The following is a 19552-nucleotide window of genomic DNA, read 5'->3' on the forward strand; positions in this document are numbered from 1 at the left end:
TCTTCAACTCCCTCCTTGTCCCGAACCGCAACATGGCTATAACTGTTTTGGCATCACTCCAGCAGCAGGACACCACCATGAGCATGCGCGTCGGCATTGTCGGGATCAGCGGGTTTGGCGGGGGCGAGGCGTTGCGCCTGATCGCGGGGCATCCGTCGTTTGAGCTGGTCTATGCCGCGGGCGAGAGCACGGCCGGGAGCCGGTTGGTGGATCGCTTCCCCGGTGTGCCGACCAAACTGGCCGGGCTGGTGATCGAGAAGTGGGACCCTGCAACCCTGCCGAAGCTCGACGTGCTGTTCGCATCGCTGCCCACGGGCGCTTCTGCCGAGGCGCTGGCGCGGGTTTCCAAGGACGTGAAGATTGTCGATATCGGCGGCGATCATCGCCATGTCGAAGGCTGGGTCTATGGACTGGCGGATGTCTGGCCTGAGAAGGTCGAGGGGCAGAGCCGCGTCGCCAATCCCGGCTGCTTCCCGGCGGCAACGCTGAACGCGCTGGCGCCGCTGCTGGCGGGCAAGCTGATCGAGCCTGGGAACATCGTGGTGGATGCCAAGACGGGCATTTCCGGTGCTGGCCGTGGCGGGGGAGACAACAAGTTCGGCTATGCCGAAAGCAACGAGAATCTGGTGCCTTACGGTCTGCTCAAGCATGTCCATATGCCCGAGATGGCCACAACGATCGAGCTGCTGAGCGGCGGCGCTGCGGACGAGCTGGTTTTCACGCCGCATCTGGTGCCGATGACCCGGGGCGTGCTCGTCACGATCTATTGCCGCGGCACTGCCACCACGGCGCAGTGCCTGGACGCGGCCCGGCGCTTCTATGACGGGCGTGCGTTTGTCCGCGTCACCGACACGCCGCCGCAGACCAAATGGGCGACCGGCTCGAACCTCTCCTTCGTCAGCTACGCGGCGGATCCCGAGCGCAATCTGGTGATTGCGCTGGGCGTAGTGGATAATCTCGGCAAGGGCGCGGCGGGGCAGGCGGTGCAGAACGCGAACCTGATCTGCGGTCTGCCGGAAACAGCCGGGCTGGACGGCGCACCTCTCTGGCCGTGATGTCTGGTTTCGTCGGAAGTCGCGTGTGTGCCCTTCGGCGAACGATGACTTCAAGCGGCAATGGGGCCTGGGCGGACCTTTGGTCTGTGCTCTGATCCATGCCTGTCTTCCCGCTAGCTGAAATCCGCCAATCTACCCATTGAGCCCCGCATTGAATGGGGGCACGCTGCATACAATGCGCGGGACCACGCGTCCGGCATGACCCAGATCGAGAGTGCCGCGCGTCAAGCGGTGCCAAAAGGGGAGCAAGCGATGACACTCAGGCAGAGAGCGATGTCGGGGGAGCCGGTGCTCGGCGCCATGATTTTCGAGTTTTTCAGTCCCGGTATCGCCCAGATCCTGTCGCATGCGGGCTGCGAATATGTGCTCTATGACATGGAGCATACCGGGATCGGGCTTGAGACACTGAAGGACCAGGTTTCATTTTGCAGAGGTCTGCCGATTGTCCCGATGTGCCGCGTTCCGCGCGGGGAATACCAGTTCCTCGCACGGGCACTCGATATCGGCATGAAGGGATTGATGATCCCGATGGTCGAAAGCGCCGAAGAAGCCGAACGGATTGTCGAGGCAACGCGCTATCCACCGGTCGGACGGCGCGGTGCGGCTTTCGGGTTCGCCCACGACGATTATTCGGACGGCAATCCCGCGGACAAGATCGCGAAGGCGAATTCCGAGATCACGGTGATCGCGCAGATCGAGACGGAACACGGCCTGGCGCATGTGGACGAGATCGCGGCGGTGGATGGCATCGACGTGCTCTGGGTCGGTCATTTTGATCTCGCCAACTTTCTCGGCATTCCCGGCGCGTTCGGAAACCCCGTCTTTATCGATGCGGTGAAGACAGTTGTTGCGGCGGCACGGCGGCACGGAAAGGGGCTCGGTTTCATGCCAGCCAGCGGCGCGGTCGCACGGGAATACAAGGGGTACGGCTTCAACATGCTTGCGGTTGGAACGGATCAGGGGCTCCTGATGCAGGGCGTTCGCTCCGTCTTGCAGGACGTGGAGGGGGCGTGATGGCATTCAGGATCGGAACGACACGTGACTTGCTGACGGCATCCGGCAAGCCGGCATTCAACGAGGCCGCGTTCGAGGAATTGCAGCGCAACCCGGATATCGAGTGGGAATGGATTCCTGAAGACGTCCCGGAAATCACGCCGGAGATTGCGGCGCGATATGACGGCCTCCATGTAAACCTGCCGCGCGTCACGGCGGCCTCGGTCGCGCGCGAGGACTGCAGGGTAAAGATCATTGGCCGCAATGGGGTCGGATTCGATACGGTCGATGTGGCGGCCTGCGCCGCCCGTGGGATCACGGTCACGAACACGCCGTTTGCGATCCGGAGGCCGGTCGCCGTTGCAGCGCTGACGCTGATTTTTGCGCTCTCGGGGAAGCTTTTCACCAAGGATCGCATTGTTCGCGAAGGCCGCTGGAATGATCGCGTCGAGCATATGGGGATCGGCCTGACCGGCCGGCGTCTTGGTCTGATCGGCGCTGGCGGTATCGGCCAGGAACTGATCCCGCTCGCCAGGCCGTTCTTTCGCGATGTGCTGGTTCATGATCCCTATACTGATGCCGCCCTACTAGTCGGGCTGGGAGCCGAGAAGCGTTCATTCGAGGAGACACTCTCGGAAGCGGATTTCGTCGTCGTCGCCTGCCCGCTGAACGACGAGACCCATCACCTGATGAATGCGGCAGCTTTCGCGAGAATGAAGCCGTCCGCCTGTTTCATCAATGTGGCGCGGGGGCCGATCCATGACGAAGAGGCCCTCTGCGAAGCACTTTCGTCAGGCCAGATCGCAGCAGCCGGGCTCGACGTTACGGAAGTCGAGCCTATCTCGCCGGACAGCCCGCTCCTGACCATGTCAAACACCATCGTCACGCCGCATGCGCTGTGCTGGACGGATGAATGTTTCGAGGACATTGCCCGGACAGCGCTACGGTCGATTGTCGATGTTTCGCTTGGACAGAACCCGGTTCATCCAGTCACCTGATGTCGGACGCTGCCCGTATACCGGCTCCATCAGGGTCCTGATCGGATTCGGCCTGGAGTGATGCGCAAGTTGCTGAGGATTCTGAAGGTATTTTGCCAGAAACATTCCCATCGGTGCAGTGCCGTCTCCATCCCGATTTGACCGCCGCGGTCTGGTTCGGCGGCGGCATCCGTGTGGCCTCGAACAATGCATTTGCAAATATCTGGAACATTTCGATCCTCCGTGCTGATGCAACAGAGGTACCGATCTGTTTTGTATGCGTGAAACGAATTATATTTCTGATATTGATGATTTTTGTTAATGTAAGAAATGCAACGCGATCTTGAAATTGACCTTCTTCGCTCGTTTGTCGCTGTCGCCGCACACAGTAACTTCACGCGTGCTGCACAGGTGACCGGGCGGACTCAGTCGGCCGTCAGTCTTCAGATCAAGCGTCTGGAAGATATCGTCGGGTGCCGGGTCTTCGAGCGCAGCCGGCAATCGGTGACGACGACCCGGACTGGGGAATCTCTTCTGGTCTATGCGCAACGGATCCTAGCCGTTAACGACGAGGCGTTATCCTATATTCAAACACCTGATGCTGTCGGCCTGGTGCGGATTGGTGCACCCGACGATTATGCAACGTGCCTGTTACCATCGATCCTCAAGAAGTTCTCGCGCGAGCATCCGCTGATCCAGATTGAAGTCCATTGCGACAACAGTGTTGAACTGTTGGACGCACAGGCCAATGGCGCACTGGACCTCGTGCTCGCGACCCATCCTCATGACGATGTCGCCGGTCAGCTTGCGCGCCGGGAGCCGCTTCACTGGGTCGCGGCGCCGGACTATATCGACGATCCGACGGCGCCACTTTCTCTCGTGCTCTTTCCGCAAGGCTGTGCCTGCCGAGATATTGTGCTTGCCTCGCTGAAGCAAATGGATCGACCGTGGCATATCAGTTACTCCACGCGGAGCCTTGCATTGATTGAAAGCGCGGTTCTTTCAGGCGCCGGTGTTTCCGTCATGGAGGCATCGGTCATTCCCGCAGGCCTCGTAATACTGGATGGGACCAACGGGTTCCCGTTGCTTCCCGGTGTTGTGATTTCTCTGCACCAAAGTCCGGGAAATTCAGCCGCGCATATATCTCTCGCCTCCGACTTCATTCTGTCCGAACTCAGTCGGCACCGGATTTGAAGCACAGCAGGTATGAACACTGAGTTCCGGTCGTGCTGCGCGGAGCTTCTGGCTGAAACCTAACGCCGGGTTGCGCCGGTTCCAGCAGGCGGGGCGCTCGCCATCGGGCGGTTGCGCTGGCGCTCGCGCAGGAAGACGAACAGGCCGGAGGCCATGATCAGGAAGATGCCGATCATCACTTCAAGACCCGGCAAATATCCCCAGATGGCCCAGCTCCAGAACACAGCAAGCAGCAGTCCGGTATATTCGAACGGCGCAATCGTGGCCGCATCGGCGGACCGATAGGCGGCGGAGAGGCAGTAGGCGACGGCGGTCGAGTTGAGACCAAGCCCGATGAAAAGCCAGAAATCCACACCCTCCGGCCAGACCCAGGCGCGGAGCAGGAAGATCAGGCTTTCATTGTCGCTGCCTTCCGCGAACCGGCCGTCACCGGCGAAGACCCAGAATAGACCCGCGACCAGCAAGAACATGACCTGGATATAAACCGCGAGCGCCGAGGGCTTGCTGGTCATGCCGAGTTTGCGGGTCATGATCTGCATGCCGGCATAGGTTATCGCCGAGATGACAGGCAGCACGAGGACCAGGCGGCTGACGCCGAGATCGTCTGTGCTGGCCCAGGGGCGCTGCATGATCACCACCCCGATAAAACCGACGAGCACGGCACCGAGGCGGAACGGCCCGACCTTTTCGCCCAGGATCGGGATGGAGAGCAGGGTGATGAACAGAGGTGCCGCGAAGAACAGAGCGGTCGCATCGGCCAGCGGCAGCACTGCGAGGGCTGCGAAATAGGACATGTTGGCAATGACGACCAGCAGGCCGCGCAGGGCATGCAGTCCTGGCCGCCGCGTCTTCAGGATGTGCCAGCCACCCTCGAACTGAACGATGATTAGACTGAAGGCAATACCGATCGCCGAGCGGGTAAACACCATCTGGTGCAGCGGATACCCGCCGGAGAGTTGTTTGATCAGCATGTCATTGATCGAGATCGCGAGCATTCCAAACAGAATGAGGGCGATTCCGAAGGTCGGGCGGTTGATGGACGTCACGGATGTATCGGTCATTACCGGCGAGACTAGGGCCTTGCGTCCGGCATGTCTTGTCCCTACGCGCCGCCTCCTTTCAGACGGTGGGGCGCATGAAGAACAATCCTCTCTGAAACTCCGAGATTTTGCGTCAGGATTTCATTTCCCCGATATCCCGATGCAGTGCGCGGCGGCGTGCCAATTGTTTCTCCCGCAGGTAAACGGCAAGGCCGCCGGATACAATCAGGATGATCCCAAAGGCGACTTCCAGGCCCGGTAATTCTCCCCAAAATACCCATCCCCAGAACACGGCCAACAGCAATCCGCAATATTCGAAAGGCGCCAGTACCCCGGCATCGGCTGTTCTATAGGCCGCCGATATGCAGTAGCTGGCGACGGCAATATTCATCCCGAGGGCAAGGAAGCGCCAAAGATCTTCGGCTTCGGGCCAGATCCAGGGTCGCAACAGAAAAATCAGGCTTGGATTCTCTAATCCGGCAACGAATTTTCCGTCGCCTGCGATGGCTCCAACCGTTATCGAAACCACAAAAAAGACCAGCTGGATGTAGACCGCCATTGCTGATGCCTTGGATGTCAGACCAAGCCGGCGGGTCATGACTTGTTGCAGGGCATAGGTTGTCGCTGCGATGAGGGGTAACAGGAGGACGATCCGGCTGACGCCCAGATCGCCAGCATTGGCCCAGGGGCGCTGCATGACAAGAACACCGGCAAAGCCGATCAGAACCGCGGCCAGTCTGACCGGTCCTATGCGCTCGCCCAGCACCGGCACCGAAAACAGGGTGATCAGAAGCGGGGCGGCGAAAAAGATGGCTGTCGCCTCACCAAGGGGCACAACCGCAATCGCTGCAAAGAAGCAGGAATTGGCAATGACGATCAACAGTCCCCGGAGGAAGTGGAGGCCCGGCTGGCGGGTTTTCAGGATCGACCAGCCGCCCTCGAACCGGACAAAAACGAGACAGAGAGCAAGGCCGATCAGAGCGCGTGTGAAAATCACCTGATGCAGCGGATAGCCACCGGAAAGGCTCTTGACCAAGGCATCATTTATCGACATCGCGAGCACTGCGGCGAGCACCAGTGCGATGCCAAGGGAAGGCCGGTTCAGACGTGAGGTTTCGGGCAACTTCTTGGGCCTAGAAAAATAGCTGCCAGAGCAGGGGCAGCAGGATCGCCGTTGCAAGGGCATTGAGTCCCATTGCAAGGCCCGAAAAGGCGCCTGCAATCTCGCTTACCTGCATGGCCCGGGCGGTGCCGATGCCGTGCGCGGCGATACCGATGGCAAAGCCGCGTGCGGCCCAGTCCTTGATGCGAAACAGGTCGAGCAGTAGCGGGCCGATCATGGCGCCCAGAATGCCTGTCAGGATGACGAACACAGCAGTTAGAGACGGCAGGCCACCCAGTTTCTCGCTGATGCCCATAGCGATGGGGGTAGTGACTGACTTCGGTGCGATGGAGATCAGCGTTGCTTCGGAAACATTAAAGAACCAGGCGATAGCCACCGCGCTCCCTGTGGCGACCAGTGAGCCGCAAATCACGCTCAGCAGGATTGGCAGAAGACTTTTCTTGATCCGAGCGACTTGCCGGTACAGCGGCACCGCTAGGGCGACTGTGGCCGGTCCAAGCAGGAAGTGAACGAATTGCGCGCCCTCGAAATAGACCAGATAAGGGGTTCGGGTCACCGTCAGGATCGCGACCAATACAACGACCGCGATCAGGACCGGGTTGAGCAACGGGTGCATACCAAACCGCTCGTAGAGTTTTTGACCGCTGAGGTAGGCGACCAGGGTAAGGAAGAGATGCAGAAGCGGGCTCGTTGAGAGATAGACCCAGATATCGCTGAAATCGCCATCCATCAGCCTTCTCCCCCGGCGCGGGTGAATTTCTTCAGGCCGATCATCAGGAATGCGGTGACCACGACTGTGATGGCGCTGCTGCCTATCAGCGCCGCAGTCACGCCGAGCCATTCCCGTTCGATCAAGGCGAGGTGGAGCATGACGCCGACGCCGGCGGGAATAAAAAGCAGAGAGAGATTGCGGAGCAGTGTGTCGGAAACAGCAGCGACGTTACCGGGCACCTTACCGTGGATTAATAAGCCGACGAACAGAATGACCATGCCAACAACCGGGCCGGGCAGGGGCAGGCCGGTAGCGGCAATGAATAACTCTCCCAGCAGCTGACAGCCAAGCAGCAGGGTAATGGCACCGATCATCGGGGACCTCCGGAGGCAAAGACAAGCCGGAGTCTAGCTCCGGTGTCAGCCGGTAAACAACAGCCTCGCAGAGAGAAAGGGGTCAGGCGGCGGCTGCCAGCTCTTCCGTTTCCATCATAACGCAGCGCACTCGCTCGATCCCGGCGAAGAGGCATGCGGCAAAACGGTGGTTGCCGTCACACAGTCTCCCGTTGCGGATAATGATGCTCATCCGCTTTCGGTCGCCGTGGCGGACCAGCCAGGCTACGCGCGCGGCATGATCCTCTGCGCTCATCGGGGTGTTTGGATCGCGATTGTCATCGGGAGCGATCAGCCGGTCGTCGGCCAGTGCACGATGGATGTCAGCGTCGGTGATACGGCGCTCGCTGCCGGCCCAATAAGGATAGTCCTCAAGGCCGCACTCCGTCGCCACGTCCAGTAAATCGCGCTCTGCCAAGCGAATGCCCATCGCCGGGTCTCCCTGCCACATCGTCGGTTTCTCATCCGGCGACGGGCAAGCGCTGCTCCGGGAAGAGCAAAGGCCGTCCGCAGGGTGGTGCGAACGGCCAATCGGCCCGTGTAATTGCCGCCCCCCGTATCGTTGAGCGCGGGCGTTGCAACAACTGCGTTTTTTGCATGGGCCGCATGCTGTGAGATCATGGCAAATGGCAAAATTTAACTTGCCAGATCAAGTGTTTGCTTTCTTCTGAAGGAGCTGCTTCAGCATTGCTTCAGGGCGGCTATTTACATTCTCAAAACGACACATTTGGCTCCTTCAGAAACGGATGTCCATGCCGTTCAGGAGATGACCTTCGCAATGGTCTCGGAAATTGGCGTCGTCGGCCGTCGAATGAGAGCGGAAAGTTGCTGGCCGTCATCGAAAAGAGAGCCTCCTGCGACCGTCACGTCGACGCGCGCAAGCAGTGCTGCGAACGGCTCAGGGAGGCCCGCATTGCCAAGAGCTGCGGCATAGTCGGCTTCCGGCATGTTTACGTATGGAATCGTCTTGCCGCTTTGCCGGGACAATTCTTCGGCCAGCTCGCCCATTGTGAAGGCGGTGTCGCCAGCCAATTCATAGATTGCGCCGTCATGGCCGCTTTCCGTCAGGGCAATTGCCGCTGCTTCCGCATAATCAACTCGCGCAGCAGCCGAGATCTTGCCGTCTTCCGCGCTTCCGATAACGGCGCCATGTTCAAGTGCGCCGGCAATGGACTGTGCATAGTTTTCGCAATACCAGCCGTTGCGTAAAATCGTCGTGGCTATGCCCGAACTCTGCAGCATTGTTTCGGTGACTTTATGCTCATCAGCCAGCGGGTTGTCTGTAGTGCCAGCTCTGAGAATGCTCGTGTAGACAATCCGGGAGACTTTGGCCCTAGCGGCCGCATCAATGACGTTTTTGTGCTGAGCGGCACGTTGCCCGATCTCGCTTGACGAAATCAGCAGCAATGTGTCCACCCCGGAAAGCGCATTGGCGAGAAGGTCGGGCTTCGAGTAATCGAATTCCCGGGCTTCAATGCCCAGATCCGATACTTTCTCGGGCGAGCGGACGAGAGCGATGACGTCCTCTTGCGCGTCGTGTTTGGCCAATTGTTCGATGACCAGACGTCCAAGCTGTCCGCTTGCTCCCGTAATGGCGATAGTCATTGTCGTTCCCTTCAATGGAAATGTTTCGCCACTAATATCGGCACTTGCTTATCAAAGGTAAGTACGCACATAAGTGTAAGTATGGAAAAAAATCGGCAATACATTCCGGACGGCGCTCCCGCAACAATTTCCGAACACCTCATGCGGGGGGATCTCATGGCGGTGGCCTGCCCCTCGCGGGATGTGATGCGCCATATCACAAGCCGTTGGGGTGTTCTTGCGCTCATTGTTTTGATGGACAAGACGCGGCGATTCAGCGAGATCCGGCGCACTATCAATGGCGTCAGCGAACGCATGCTCTCCCAGACGCTGAGCCAGCTTGAGCAGGATGGCTTGGTGAAACGCGTCGCTTATCCCGTGGTTCCGCCGCATGTCGAGTACAGTTTAACCCCGATTGGGCGTGAAGCAGCGGAGAAGGTTCAGGATTTGGCCGACTGGGTCGAGTTGAATATGCAGAGACTTGTCGAGGCGCGGCCGTCACCAGACAGCAAAACCTAGAACCGACTCTCTTTGGGCAATCGCGTATCGGTTGAATGGGGAGCGGCAGGTTGCGGGGCCTTTCTTTATGGGGCTCATCCGACGCGTGATTTCGACTCTCGGGATAGTCTGGCTTTGAGCTTGTCCAGCCCGAGGATCGCCAACCCGGCGACAAGCCCCCAAAACGCGGACCCGATGCCAAACAGGCCGATCCCGGAAACTGTGACGACGAAAGTCACGGCTGCAGCAAATCTATAGCGCTCTTCAGATACACCGTTGCCGATCGCGGCGACGAACGGTCCGAGGAGTGCGAGGCCGGCGATCGTCAGGATCAGCGTCTCCGGAAAGCTGGCGAAGAGTGCGACGACCGACGCGCCGAAGAGGGCGAGAAAACCATATCCGAGCGCATAGAATGGCCCGCATAGCCATCGTTTTGACGGGTCCGGATGGGCGTCCGGACCTGTACAGATCGAAGCGGTGATTGCCGCGAGATTGGATGTATGGGCGCCGAGCGGGGCAGTCAGGAGCGAAGCGAGACCCGTTACCGCCAGGATGGAGCGCATTGGTGCGGGATATCCGGCAGCGCGGAGCACGGCTGCACCGGGAAGGTTCTGCGAGGCCATGGTGACGAGATAAAGCGGAACCCCGACCCCGATCAGGATCGCCGGATCGAACGCCGGACGAATCACTGTGAACGCGGATAAGCCGAGTGCGGGAACCGGGCCGATCATCCCCAGGCCCATGGCCAAAAGGATGCCGCCAATCAGGACCAGCAAGACGGCCCAAATTGGCGAGATCAGCCGGAGAATCATGAAGCCGCCGACCAGCGGCATGACAAATACCGGATTCACCTGCAAGGCCTCAAATATGTTGAGAACAAAACTAAAAAGGACACCCGCCAGCATGGAGGAGGCAATCGGTGCCGGGAGCTTCTCCACAAGCGCGCCGAGGGGGCGAAAGGCGGCTGTGGCCAGCATCAGGGCTGCTGCAAGCAGGAAGGCGCCGACCGCGCTGCTCATGGTCACACCGCTGGTTGCCGCGAGCAGCGCGGCGCCGGGTGTCGACCAGGCGGTGACGATAGGAAGCCTGTGGCGCACGCTCAGGATTAAGGAAGTTGCCATCATGGCAAGGCAGAGACCGCCGACCCAGGACGCCGTCTCGAGTTCCGTGGCGCCAACGGCTTTGGTGGCTGCCAACACGACCGCGACCGATCCGCCAAAGCCGACAAGAACCGCTATGAAAGCTGAAATGACGATTGAGGAGCGCATCTATGCCTCTTTGGATACAAAAATAAAAATTGGATACAAAATTTAATTTTGTCAATTAATCAAATGTATTAAGTTGAGCCATGATTGATTCAGAAAGCGTTATGGAAACACATGGCCGGGTGTTGAAACGGCGCGGCGGGACGGTGGCGGATATCGTCTCGGGGCTGCGTCACGAGATCATTTCTGGCCGGTTGATGCCGGGCAGTCCGCTACGCCAGGAGCATCTGGCGCAGCGCTTCGAGGCCAGCCGTATGCCTGTGCGCGATGCCTTGCGGCTTCTTGAAGGTGAGGGGTTCGTGCAGTTCGACCCCAACCGCGGGGCCAGAGTGGCGCCGGTCTCGGCAGATGACGTGCGTGAGATATTCGAGATGCGCATTGCCGCTGAATGTCTTGCGCTGAGGATTGCATTGCCGGAATTGAGCAATACGCACATCGATCAGGCTGCCGCGCTTCAGGACCGCATCGAGAGCGCGCCAGCATCTGAATATGGTTTGCTGAATGCTTCGTTTCACAAGGCGCTCTATGTTCCGGCTGGGCGCCCCCGGCTCTTGAACCATATCGATATGCTGAGCCAGGCGGCGAGCCGCTATCTGAGCATGGCGATTGTCACGCTGGATTATGCGGGTCGCTCGAACGCAGAGCATCACGATTTGCTCGTCGCCTGCAGAAAGCGCGATGAAAGCCGCGCTATCTCATGTCTTGCATCGCATATCGAAACCGCCGGTGAAGCGTTGGTCGCGCGTTTGGAGACGGGGTAGTGGCTACGCGTCTGTGTTGTTCCATTTTGCGGCTGCCTCGTTGTCGCTCTCTCGCGCATCGACCCATTCAGCGCCGCTGTCTTTTTCTTCGAGTTTCCAGAACGGCGCCTTGGTCTTCAGCCAGTCGATCAGGAAATGGCAGGCCTCGAAGGCGGCTTCCCGGTGGGGTGAGGCACAGGCGACGAGGACGATCTGCTCGCCCGGTTCCATCCTGCCGAAGCGATGAATGATAAGGCTGGTTTCGAGGGGCCAGCGTTTGTTGGCTTCCGCGTCGATCTGTTCCAGCATTTTCTCGGTCATGCCAGGATAATGTTCCAGTGTCATCGCGCCGATATGCTCGCCGTCGGCCATGTCGCGCACCAACCCGACGAAGCTGGTGATGCCGCCGATATTGTGATTCCCGGCGCTGAGCTCGGAGAGTTCGGCGGCGAGATCGAAATCTTCCTTCTGCACCCGGATCACGACGTCACCCCCCCGTTACCGGCGGGAAGAAGGCGACTTCGTCATTGTTGCCGACCGCAGCGTTGAGCTCGACGAATTCCTGATTCACGGCGGCTCGCACCACTTTCATATCTGAAAAGGCGTCCTCGAAACCGGGGCCGCGCGTCTTCAGCCAGGCCACCAGCCCGGCAACGTCGGTCACTGTCTCGGGCGGGGAGACATCTTCTTCCCCGATGCCCGTCTTGCCGCGCATCCAAGCGAAATACAGAATCTTCACAGGCCAACCTCGCTGAAGGGCAGGTAGTCGACAATATCTCCGGCTTTCACGCCGGTGCAGTCTTCTGGCAGCTCGACAAGCCCGTCGGCGGCCACCATCGAGGAGAGTATCCCGGCGCCCTCCCGGTCGAACTTCACGGCTTCGAGATCACCCGCGCCGGTGCGCTTCAGGGTGACGCGGACATATTCGCGCCGGTCCTTCTTCTTCTTGTAATCGAAGGCGGCCCGAACGGGAAACAGTGCCGGGTCAGAATCCATGGCTCCGGCGAGCCGCTGGATCAATGGCCGTGCAACTCGGAGGAACGTCACCATCACGGCAACGGGATTTCCGGGCAGGCCAATAAAAGGCACGTTGCCGATCTGGCCGAGCGCAACCGGTCGCCCCGGCTTGATGGCGAGACGCCAGAAATGCAGGGAGCCCAAAGCGTCGACAGCACTCCGAACATGATCCTCTCCACCTGTGGAAACGCCACCCGTCGTCAAAATCATGTCGGCTTTGCCCACCGCATCTTCAAGCCCGCCATGAATGGCGTCGAAGCTGTCGGGCAGGATGCCCATGTCGATCACCGTGCAACCGAGGCCGCGCAGCAGGGCGGAGACGGTGTGGCGGTTCGAATCGAAGATCGTGCCGCCGGGGGCATCCGTCCCGGGATCGCGAACTTCGTCGCCGGTCGAGAAAATCGCCACGCGCAGAGGCTTGCAAACGGTGAGCTCTGTCCGTCCGACGGCGGCTGCAAGCCCGATATCCTGTGGCCGCAGGCGCATGCCTGCTTCCAGAATGCGGGCGTTCTGCCGCACATCTTCACCGGCAAAGCGGCGGTTTGCCCCGCGCTTGATACCGTTTGGGATAACGACGCGCTCACCGGAGACGCGGCAGTCTTCCTGCATCAGTACTGTGTCTGGGGATGTACCGTGCGGTCCGGTCGGCATCGGGGCGCCGGTATAGATCTTTGTGGCTGTACCGCGTTTCTGCGGGCCGTTCAGAGGATGCCCCGCAGCGATGGTGGCGGTAATTGGCAGCACCGTGTCCGCCCCTTCGGCCAGATCGTCGAAATAGACGGCGAAACCATCCACGGCTGAATTGTCATGCGGAGGGACGGAGCGGCTGGCGATGACGTCGGTTGCGAGCACGCGCCCGAGGGCATCGGCGAGCGATGCGGTTTCCGGTTCAACCACCGGCACCAGAATCTCGCGAAACCGGGCAAGCGCGTCTGCGACCGGTATCAGCTTCCCGCCGAAGGCGAAGCAGTCATCTGTCAGTTGCGACATGGCTCACGCGGCTTTCGATAATCCAGTGAAGTCGAGAATATAGTCCGCCAGAGCTGAAATATCGTTCAAATCGAGCACGGGAACAGTCGCGGCTGCGACCGGGCCGTCCGACGCCACAGCCCTGATCAGCGGATCGTTCGGCTGGATCAGGGATTTGCCGGTGGCCACGCGATAGATTTCCATCTTGTCATGCGCGTGGTCCTTGAACCCCTCGATGATTAGCAGATCGACCGGGCTCATATGCTGGATCAGTTCCTCAATGGTCGGCTCAGGCGTGCCGCGATTTTCGTGCATCAGGGCCCAGCGGTTCGCCGAGGTGACCAGCACTTCGCTCGCCCCGGCTGCCCGGTGTTCAAAGGAATCCTTACCCGGCTTATCCACATCAAACGCATGGTGAGCGTGTTTCATGGTCGAGACACGGACACCGCGCGCAACGAGCTCTGGCAGCAGCTTGACCATCAAGGTCGTCTTGCCGCTGCCGCTCCATCCAACAAGGCCAAAAATTTTCATGAGCGAAGTCTAGTGGTCCGGACGGGCCGGACTCAAGTCATGCATCCGCAGGAGCGCTTTCACGGGAAGCATTTTTACCAGTGTCGGATTTCCTGCGTGCGCGTTCGGCTTCCGCTTCCGGGGTCACATGCAGCAGGCCGGAACGCAGGTAATCGTAGCCTGTGATCAGGGTCAGGATGGCTGCCGCCCACAGCAGACCCTCGCCGATCAGCACGGTCGGTAGCCATTCGGGACCTGCAGCCCCAACAATCAGAAAGCCGAGCGAGCCGATCTGGAAGGTCGTTTTCCATTTAGCCAGCTTGCTCACAGGCATGCGGACCTGGATTTCGGCCAGAAACTCCCGCAGGCCGGAGACCAGTATTTCCCTCAGCAGAATGATCAGCGCGGGCAGTAGGCTGTAGCCGGAGATATGGTCATGTGCGCAGAGAATCAGCAGCACGGCGCCGACCAGAAGTTTGTCCGCGATCGGGTCAAGCAGGCGGCCGAAATCGGAAATCTGGTTCAGCGACCTGGCAAGATAGCCGTCCAGATAATCGGTAATGCCGGCAAAGGCATAGAGGCCGAAGGCGATCCAACGGTACGTGTCCTCACCATACCAGATGAACCCCACAATGAGGGGGATCACGAGGATGCGCGACAGAGTGAGTAAATTGGGGAGGCCGGTCATATCTCTGCGTCGGTCTAAAGAGTGAGCGGGATGGCGATTCCATCCTCCTGTTCAATTGCCGAGACGCTACACCAATCAGCCCTCGTCATGGAAGAAATCATAGATTTTTCTGGCTACAGTTTTGCTAATACCGTCGACCGCCTCGAGATCCTGAAGTCCGGCGCGGGAAACTTCGCGTGCTGAGCCGAAATGATGCAGCAACGCCTTCTTGCGCTTGGCGCCGATCCCGGGGACCTCATCGATCTTCGACTGGCCGATGGCTTTGGTCCGCTTTGCCCGGTGTGTCTCGATAGCGAAGCGGTGTGCTTCGTCCCGCAGACGCTGCAGGAAATACAGCACCGGATCGTTGATCGGCAGGGAGTAGGGCGCGCGCTTCCCTGAGAAGAATCTTTCCCTTCCGGCATCCCGGTCCGGCCCCTTCGCTATGGCGACAAGGGCGACATCCTCGATACCAAGTTCATCGAACACCTCCCGAACGGCCGTGTACTGGCCCTGGCCTCCATCAATCAATACCAGGTCTGGCCAGTTGCCGGATTTGCGGTCCGGGTCCTCCTTGAGTGCCCGGCTGAACCGGCGGGTCAGCACCTGCCGCATCATGGCGTAATCGTCTCCGGCCTGAACCGGCGCGTCGCCGTTCTCATCGGTCTCGGGTACCTCGGGCAAAGGGACATCCACTGGCACCACGTTTCGGATGGTGAACTTGCGATAGGCGTTCTTCATCAACCCTTCGGGCCCGGCCACGATCATGGCGCCGATCGAGTTGGTGCCCTGGATGTGGCTGTTGTCGTAGACCTCGATCCGCTCCGGCGGGCCGTCCAGATCCAACACTTCTGCGAGCCCGTCAAGCAGGCGCCGCTGGGAGGCGCTTTCGGCCAGCCGTCGCGCATGAGCTTCCTTGGCGTTTGACAGCGCATGCTCCATCAACTTGCGCTTGGAGCCGCGTTGCGGGCGCAACACCTCGACCCTGCATTCGGCCCTGGTGCCAAGGGCTTCCGCGATCAACTCCTGTTCCGGCATGTCATGGCTCACTAGCACGAGCTTCGGCGGCGGCTTGTTGTCGTAGAATTGGCCAATGAAGGCAGCCAGAATCTCCCCAGGCTCCATGCTCTTGTCGTGGCTCGGGAAATAGGCCCGGTTGCCGTAGTTGCTGCCGCCGCGGAAGAAGAATACCTGAATGCAGGCGGAGCCGCCTTCGCCATGCAGCGCCATGACGTCCGCATCCTCGACGCCTTCGACATTGATGTCCTGATGCGACTGAACATGGGCCAACGCCCGGATGCGGTCCCGGTAGCGGGCAGCGCTTTCGAAATCGAGACTGTCACTTGCCTCCTGCATGCGCTCGGCAAGTTGCTGCGAAATCTTCCTGCTGGAGCCCGTCAGGAAGGCCTTCGCCTGATCGATCAGCTCGGCATAGTCTTCCTTGCCAACGTAATCGACGCAAGGGGCGGCGCAGCGCTTGATTTGATATTGCAGGCAGGGCCGGGTCCGGCTGGCGAAGGTTGCGTCCGTGCAGTTCCGTATAAGGAAGGCGCGCTGCAGGGCGGTGATGGTGCGGTTCACCGCACCGGCCGAGGCGAAGGGGCCGAAATAGTCCCCTTTGCGATTACGGGCGCCGCGATGCTTCACCAATTGCGGCCAGTCGTGATCGCCGGTCAGCAGGATATAGGGAAAGGATTTGTCGTCGCGCAGCAGCACATTGAAGCGCGGCCGCAGTTTCTTGATTAGGTTGCTTTCGAGCAGCAGTGCTTCGACTTCGGTATGGGTGCGCGCGAACTCCATGCGGATCGTTTCGCTGACCATGCGGAAGATGCGGTGAGGCAACTTGGCCGGAAAGGTGTAGTTCGAGACCCGCTTTTTCAGGCTTTGCGCTTTGCCGACATAGAGCACGTCGCCGGCGGCATCGAGCATGCGGTAGACGCCGGGTGCATTTGGCAACAGTTTGACCTGCTGCTGGATTACCTTCACACCCCGCGCGATGTCCGCTTTTGGCTCCGCTGAAGAAGTCTGTTCCGGCAGGTCTGGTTCGGGTTTTATTGTCGACATAGCGCCTTTGTAACCGATCTCATCATCGCCGGAAACGGGATGTCGCCAGCAAGTCTCAAGCGGCGAATATGGTTAATGAAATCAATCCGGACTCTATCCCCGATATTTGTGGACAAGGCTGTGAATAAGTCTTGTGTGCAGGGTTCGAAGGCCCACTTTCTCTCAGTTTGTCCGTTTTGCTCAAAATTTGAGCATGTTAGATAACTAATTGATATACAATAAAAATTGCTTTAGAGCGCTGATTCCGGTCACTATTTGTGACGGAGTCGTGACACATTCCTGTCTTTTGTGGCTATTGATGCAAAATGTGCAAAAAAATTGCCCTAACGCACTCGTGGCTTTTCGCGCCCGGCGCACAAGGATAGGGTCTGCAAAGCTGATTTTGACCGCATGAGTGAAGCCTGTTTCCAGATGATCAGAAACGCTGCTGAAAAAAGGACAGCCCTTGTGACCGGAGGTGCCCGCCGTGTCGGCGCGGTGTTGTGCCGTGGGCTCGCCACGGATGGCTGGCATGTGGCGGTGCATTTCAACGGCTCCGAGAGGAATGCGGAGGGCCTGGTTGGCGAGATTCGTGCCGCCGGTGGCACCGCCGAGGCCATACAATGTGACCTCTCTGACCCGGCCGCTGTTACACGTCTGATTGACCGCGCGAGCGAAGGTGCGCCCCCGCTGGGCCTGCTGGTTAACAATGCCGCACTGTTCGAGGGTGACCGATTGGGCAGCCTGACCGCTGAACTGATCGACCGGCATCATGCAGTCAATGTTCGGGCGCCGGCGCTTCTTTCGCGAACTTTTGCCGAAATAGTAGGCAGGCAGGCCGCAGATGGCATTGAGCCTCGCACCGATTGCTGCATCGTGAACCTGCTGGATAACAAGGTTTTTGGCCCGAATCCGGACTATCTTTCCTATTCCCTGACCAAATTCGCGCTCCACGGCATGACGCAGATGCTTGCGATGGAGCTGGCGCCGGATATCAGGGTGGCCGGTATCGCGCCCGGCGTGACCTTGCCGAGCGGGCCGCAGACACAGGAGGAGTTTGAAAGCTCCCAGGCGTCCCTCATGCTTGGACGCGGTTCCTCTCCGGAGCAGATACTGGCGGCGCTGCGTTTCATTCTCTCCGCTCCGGCATTCACGGGACAGTGCATCACCATCGATGGTGGTCAGGTCTTGCAAGCTATGCCGCGCGACATAGCCTTTATAGGGCATCCAGATATTCCGAGCCGGGGAGACCGCTAAGCGTGCCGATTACGAACGCAAGGATCCTGCTGGAGAATTTCGCGGTGATCGCGGATATCGGTATCCATGATTTCGAGCGGGGCAAGCCGCAGCGGGTACTCGTCAGCGTCGAGATGGATGTCGATGTCGACCCAACCGGCACCGCCGATTCCATCGAGCGGGTGCTGGACTATGATTTTGTCCGTACCGAGATCCTGGAGCTTGTGGAGCGCCGCCGTTTCAACCTGCAGGAAACCCTGTGCCACGCCATCGTTCAGATGATCGCGGAGCGTCCGGTCGTGCGCCGGGCTCGCGTGACCACGCGCAAACCCGATGTCTACGAGGATTGCGAGGCGGTCGGCTTTAGCCTGCTGTATGAGCGCTAAGGGGCGTTAGCTGGTGAACAGTGCCGTCAGGTCGGTGAACTGGCCGATGGTGAAAAGTGCGTAACTGGCGAAGAACAGAACCGCGAGCGGCCGGTTGAGGGTCTTCAGCCCGAGCGCCGCTGCGACGAAAACCACTGTCACGGCCAGCATCACCCAGATATCGATATGCATGATCTCCGGCGGGATATCGAGTGGTGTGACGATCGAGACCACGCCGAGGATGCCCAGCGTGTTGAAGATATTGCTGCCGATGATGTTGCCGAGGGCGACGTCATTGTGACGGCGTACGGCGGCAACCACGGTGGTCGCCAGCTCCGGCATGGAGGTGCCGAGGGCGACCATGGTGATACCGATCACCGTTTCCGAGACGCCGAGCAGCCGGGCGACATCTACCGCGCCGTTGACGAGTAACTGAGCGCCTAAGGCCACGCCCACCAGCCCGATGATGGTATAGAGCGCCGCTTTTGGGAGGGTGTCCGGCAAATTGTCGAATTCATCGACTTCCTTGGCATGGATGCTTTCGTCATTCGTGCAGCTCCGCCGGTCGCTGATGTAGCAATAGGCTAGATAGCCGATCAGCACGGAGAGCATGATGATGCCCTGCCAGCGGTCGATCACGTCGCAGTGGCACAAGATCACGAAGACGATGGTGGAGCCCAGCAGGACGAACCCGTCGCGCCGCAGCGCCGGATCGCCGCAGGCAAAGGGAAAGATCACCCCGACGGTGCCGATCATAAGCAGGATGTTGGCGATATTGCTGCCCACCACATTGCCGATGGCGATGCCGTCATGTCCGTGCAGTGCCGCTTTCAGGCTGACGAAGAGTTCCGGTGCCGAAGTGCCGAAGGCGATGACCGTGAGGCCGATCACATGTGGTGAGATCTTCAGAATGCGGGAGCCGCCGACAGCGCCGCGGATCATGATCTCCGCAGCAACGAGCAGGAGTACGAGTCCGCCGATGGAAAAAGCGAGTGGGGCAATCAAGCGGGAACTCCCAGATGCATGCAATGCGGCATTTTATGACGACATTCTGCTGTCACGGAAACAGCCTTCCAAGGACGATAGCCAACATCGGATTCGGGACAGACCCGGACACCCCAGTTTGGCAGCAGGCCAGGGTGGGCCTAAATGACCGTCCTTAGATATTAGAC

21 protein-coding genes and 1 pseudogene are annotated in these 19552 nt (G+C 59.6%); 8 read left to right on the top strand and 14 right to left on the bottom strand.

The window, feature by feature from the left end; genetic code table 11:
* Window positions 1-32: 32 nt before the first annotated feature.
* From argC to ABJ076_RS11625, 4 genes are all read left to right on the top strand, one after another.
* A complete protein-coding gene (gene argC, locus ABJ076_RS11610; RefSeq protein ID WP_348194312.1) occupies window positions 33-1055 on the top strand; it encodes an N-acetyl-gamma-glutamyl-phosphate reductase in 1023 nt (340 codons plus the stop codon).
* A 252-nt stretch (window positions 1056-1307) separates the two neighbouring features.
* Window positions 1308-2069, top strand: coding sequence for an aldolase/citrate lyase family protein (locus tag ABJ076_RS11615; protein WP_348194311.1), 762 nt, complete (start codon window positions 1308-1310; stop codon window positions 2067-2069).
* Window positions 2069-3046, top strand: a complete 978-nt coding sequence (locus ABJ076_RS11620) for an NAD(P)-dependent oxidoreductase (RefSeq protein WP_348199723.1) — start codon at window positions 2069-2071, stop codon at window positions 3044-3046. The genes ABJ076_RS11615 and ABJ076_RS11620 overlap by 1 nt, the downstream gene beginning before the upstream one ends.
* 309 nt (window positions 3047-3355) lie before the next feature.
* Window positions 3356-4219: a LysR substrate-binding domain-containing protein gene (locus tag ABJ076_RS11625; protein WP_348187564.1), complete on the top strand. Its 864-nt coding sequence runs from the start codon at window positions 3356-3358 to the stop codon at window positions 4217-4219.
* Between the two features lie 59 nt (window positions 4220-4278).
* Here ABJ076_RS11625 and ABJ076_RS11630 read toward each other — a convergent pair whose 3' ends face one another.
* The 6 genes from ABJ076_RS11630 to ABJ076_RS11655 all read right to left on the bottom strand — a co-directional run bounded on the left by ABJ076_RS11630 (window position 4279) and on the right by ABJ076_RS11655 (window position 9091).
* Window positions 4279-5280, bottom strand: a complete 1002-nt coding sequence (locus ABJ076_RS11630; protein ID WP_348187561.1) for a DMT family transporter — start codon at window positions 5278-5280, stop codon at window positions 4279-4281.
* Window positions 5281-5392: 112 nt separating this feature from the next.
* On the bottom strand, window positions 5393-6382 hold the full coding sequence (locus tag ABJ076_RS11635) for a DMT family transporter (protein WP_348187558.1): 990 nt from the start codon (window positions 6380-6382) through the stop codon (window positions 5393-5395).
* A gap of 10 nt (window positions 6383-6392) precedes the next feature.
* A complete protein-coding gene (locus ABJ076_RS11640) occupies window positions 6393-7112 on the bottom strand; it encodes an LrgB family protein (RefSeq protein ID WP_348187556.1) in 720 nt (239 codons plus the stop codon).
* Window positions 7112-7468, bottom strand: coding sequence for a CidA/LrgA family protein (locus ABJ076_RS11645; RefSeq protein ID WP_348187554.1), 357 nt, complete (start codon window positions 7466-7468; stop codon window positions 7112-7114). Before ABJ076_RS11645 ends, ABJ076_RS11640 begins: the two co-directional genes overlap by 1 nt.
* A gap of 82 nt (window positions 7469-7550) precedes the next feature.
* Window positions 7551-7916, bottom strand: coding sequence for a hypothetical protein (locus ABJ076_RS11650; RefSeq protein WP_348187552.1), 366 nt, complete (start codon window positions 7914-7916; stop codon window positions 7551-7553).
* 329 nt (window positions 7917-8245) lie between these two features.
* Window positions 8246-9091: an SDR family oxidoreductase gene (locus ABJ076_RS11655; protein WP_348187550.1), complete on the bottom strand. Its 846-nt coding sequence runs from the start codon at window positions 9089-9091 to the stop codon at window positions 8246-8248.
* Between the two features lie 141 nt (window positions 9092-9232).
* On the opposite strand from ABJ076_RS11655, the gene ABJ076_RS11660 reads away from it, so the two are divergent.
* Window positions 9233-9589: a helix-turn-helix domain-containing protein gene (locus ABJ076_RS11660; RefSeq protein ID WP_348187547.1), complete on the top strand. Its 357-nt coding sequence runs from the start codon at window positions 9233-9235 to the stop codon at window positions 9587-9589.
* A 74-nt stretch (window positions 9590-9663) separates the two neighbouring features.
* On the opposite strand, the gene ABJ076_RS11665 is transcribed toward ABJ076_RS11660, so the two are convergent.
* The gene (locus tag ABJ076_RS11665) at window positions 9664-10836 is read right to left on the bottom strand and encodes a benzoate/H(+) symporter BenE family transporter (protein ID WP_348187543.1); all 1173 of its coding nucleotides are present in this window, start codon (window positions 10834-10836) and stop codon (window positions 9664-9666) included.
* Window positions 10837-10916: 80 nt separating this feature from the next.
* On the opposite strand from ABJ076_RS11665, the gene ABJ076_RS11670 reads away from it, so the two are divergent.
* A complete protein-coding gene (locus ABJ076_RS11670) occupies window positions 10917-11594 on the top strand; it encodes a GntR family transcriptional regulator (RefSeq protein ID WP_348187540.1) in 678 nt (225 codons plus the stop codon).
* 3 nt (window positions 11595-11597) lie between these two features.
* Here ABJ076_RS11670 and ABJ076_RS11675 read toward each other — a convergent pair whose 3' ends face one another.
* From ABJ076_RS11675 to uvrC, 6 genes and pseudogenes are all read right to left on the bottom strand, one after another.
* On the bottom strand, window positions 11598-12056 hold the full coding sequence (locus tag ABJ076_RS11675; RefSeq protein ID WP_348187538.1) for a molybdenum cofactor biosynthesis protein MoaE: 459 nt from the start codon (window positions 12054-12056) through the stop codon (window positions 11598-11600).
* Between the two features lie 4 nt (window positions 12057-12060).
* The gene (gene moaD / locus ABJ076_RS11680; RefSeq protein WP_348187535.1) at window positions 12061-12312 is read right to left on the bottom strand and encodes a molybdopterin converting factor subunit 1; all 252 of its coding nucleotides are present in this window, start codon (window positions 12310-12312) and stop codon (window positions 12061-12063) included.
* Window positions 12309-13580: a gephyrin-like molybdotransferase Glp gene (glp, locus tag ABJ076_RS11685; RefSeq protein WP_348187532.1), complete on the bottom strand. Its 1272-nt coding sequence runs from the start codon at window positions 13578-13580 to the stop codon at window positions 12309-12311. Before glp ends, moaD begins: the two co-directional genes overlap by 4 nt.
* Before the next feature lie 3 nt (window positions 13581-13583).
* Window positions 13584-14090, bottom strand: coding sequence for a molybdopterin-guanine dinucleotide biosynthesis protein B (gene mobB / locus ABJ076_RS11690; protein ID WP_348187530.1), 507 nt, complete (start codon window positions 14088-14090; stop codon window positions 13584-13586).
* A 37-nt stretch (window positions 14091-14127) separates the two neighbouring features.
* Window positions 14128-14757: a CDP-diacylglycerol--glycerol-3-phosphate 3-phosphatidyltransferase gene (gene pgsA / locus ABJ076_RS11695; RefSeq protein WP_348187528.1), complete on the bottom strand. Its 630-nt coding sequence runs from the start codon at window positions 14755-14757 to the stop codon at window positions 14128-14130.
* A gap of 75 nt (window positions 14758-14832) precedes the next feature.
* A pseudogene (uvrC, locus tag ABJ076_RS11700) lies at window positions 14833-16740 on the bottom strand (excinuclease ABC subunit UvrC); the annotation flags it as partial.
* Between the two features lie 471 nt (window positions 16741-17211).
* Between uvrC and ABJ076_RS11705 the strand changes: the two are divergent.
* Together ABJ076_RS11705 and ABJ076_RS11710 are read left to right on the top strand one after the other, a co-directional pair.
* Window positions 17212-18036 carry an SDR family oxidoreductase gene (locus ABJ076_RS11705; RefSeq protein WP_348202625.1) on the top strand — a complete coding sequence of 275 codons (825 nt, stop codon included), beginning with the start codon at window positions 17212-17214 and terminating at the stop codon, window positions 18034-18036.
* A gap of 2 nt (window positions 18037-18038) precedes the next feature.
* Window positions 18039-18401 carry a dihydroneopterin aldolase gene (locus tag ABJ076_RS11710; RefSeq protein WP_348187522.1) on the top strand — a complete coding sequence of 121 codons (363 nt, stop codon included), beginning with the start codon at window positions 18039-18041 and terminating at the stop codon, window positions 18399-18401.
* A gap of 6 nt (window positions 18402-18407) precedes the next feature.
* On the opposite strand, the gene ABJ076_RS11715 is transcribed toward ABJ076_RS11710, so the two are convergent.
* Window positions 18408-19385, bottom strand: a complete 978-nt coding sequence (locus tag ABJ076_RS11715) for a calcium/sodium antiporter (protein ID WP_348187519.1) — start codon at window positions 19383-19385, stop codon at window positions 18408-18410.
* Between the last annotated feature and the right edge of the window lie 167 nt (window positions 19386-19552).

The sequence above is a fragment of the Nisaea sp. genome (genome assembly GCF_039990255.1).
Classification (GTDB): Bacteria; Pseudomonadota; Alphaproteobacteria; order Thalassobaculales; family Thalassobaculaceae; genus Nisaea.

What these genes read in the sequence shown, in the direction of transcription:
- pgsA (WP_348187528.1), bottom strand. Translation starts at nt 14,757, where the DNA reads ATGACCGGCCTCCCCAATTTACTCACTCTGTCGCGCATCCTCGTGATC.
- ABJ076_RS11625 (WP_348187564.1), top strand. Translation starts at nt 3,356, where the DNA reads ATGCAACGCGATCTTGAAATTGACCTTCTTCGCTCGTTTGTCGCTGTC.
- ABJ076_RS11670 (WP_348187540.1), top strand. Translation starts at nt 10,917, where the DNA reads ATGATTGATTCAGAAAGCGTTATGGAAACACATGGCCGGGTGTTGAAA.
- ABJ076_RS11655 (WP_348187550.1), bottom strand. Translation starts at nt 9,091, where the DNA reads ATGACTATCGCCATTACGGGAGCAAGCGGACAGCTTGGACGTCTGGTC.
- ABJ076_RS11705 (WP_348202625.1), top strand. Translation starts at nt 17,212, where the DNA reads ATGATCAGAAACGCTGCTGAAAAAAGGACAGCCCTTGTGACCGGAGGT.
- ABJ076_RS11665 (WP_348187543.1), bottom strand. Translation starts at nt 10,836, where the DNA reads ATGCGCTCCTCAATCGTCATTTCAGCTTTCATAGCGGTTCTTGTCGGC.
- ABJ076_RS11630 (WP_348187561.1), bottom strand. Translation starts at nt 5,280, where the DNA reads ATGACCGATACATCCGTGACGTCCATCAACCGCCCGACCTTCGGAATC.
- ABJ076_RS11645 (WP_348187554.1), bottom strand. Translation starts at nt 7,468, where the DNA reads ATGATCGGTGCCATTACCCTGCTGCTTGGCTGTCAGCTGCTGGGAGAG.
- ABJ076_RS11660 (WP_348187547.1), top strand. Translation starts at nt 9,233, where the DNA reads ATGCGGGGGGATCTCATGGCGGTGGCCTGCCCCTCGCGGGATGTGATG.
- ABJ076_RS11650 (WP_348187552.1), bottom strand. Translation starts at nt 7,916, where the DNA reads ATGGGCATTCGCTTGGCAGAGCGCGATTTACTGGACGTGGCGACGGAG.
- glp (WP_348187532.1), bottom strand. Translation starts at nt 13,580, where the DNA reads ATGTCGCAACTGACAGATGACTGCTTCGCCTTCGGCGGGAAGCTGATA.
- argC (WP_348194312.1), top strand. Translation starts at nt 33, where the DNA reads ATGGCTATAACTGTTTTGGCATCACTCCAGCAGCAGGACACCACCATG.
- ABJ076_RS11615 (WP_348194311.1), top strand. Translation starts at nt 1,308, where the DNA reads ATGACACTCAGGCAGAGAGCGATGTCGGGGGAGCCGGTGCTCGGCGCC.
- ABJ076_RS11640 (WP_348187556.1), bottom strand. Translation starts at nt 7,112, where the DNA reads ATGGATGGCGATTTCAGCGATATCTGGGTCTATCTCTCAACGAGCCCG.
- mobB (WP_348187530.1), bottom strand. Translation starts at nt 14,090, where the DNA reads ATGAAAATTTTTGGCCTTGTTGGATGGAGCGGCAGCGGCAAGACGACC.
- ABJ076_RS11620 (WP_348199723.1), top strand. Translation starts at nt 2,069, where the DNA reads ATGGCATTCAGGATCGGAACGACACGTGACTTGCTGACGGCATCCGGC.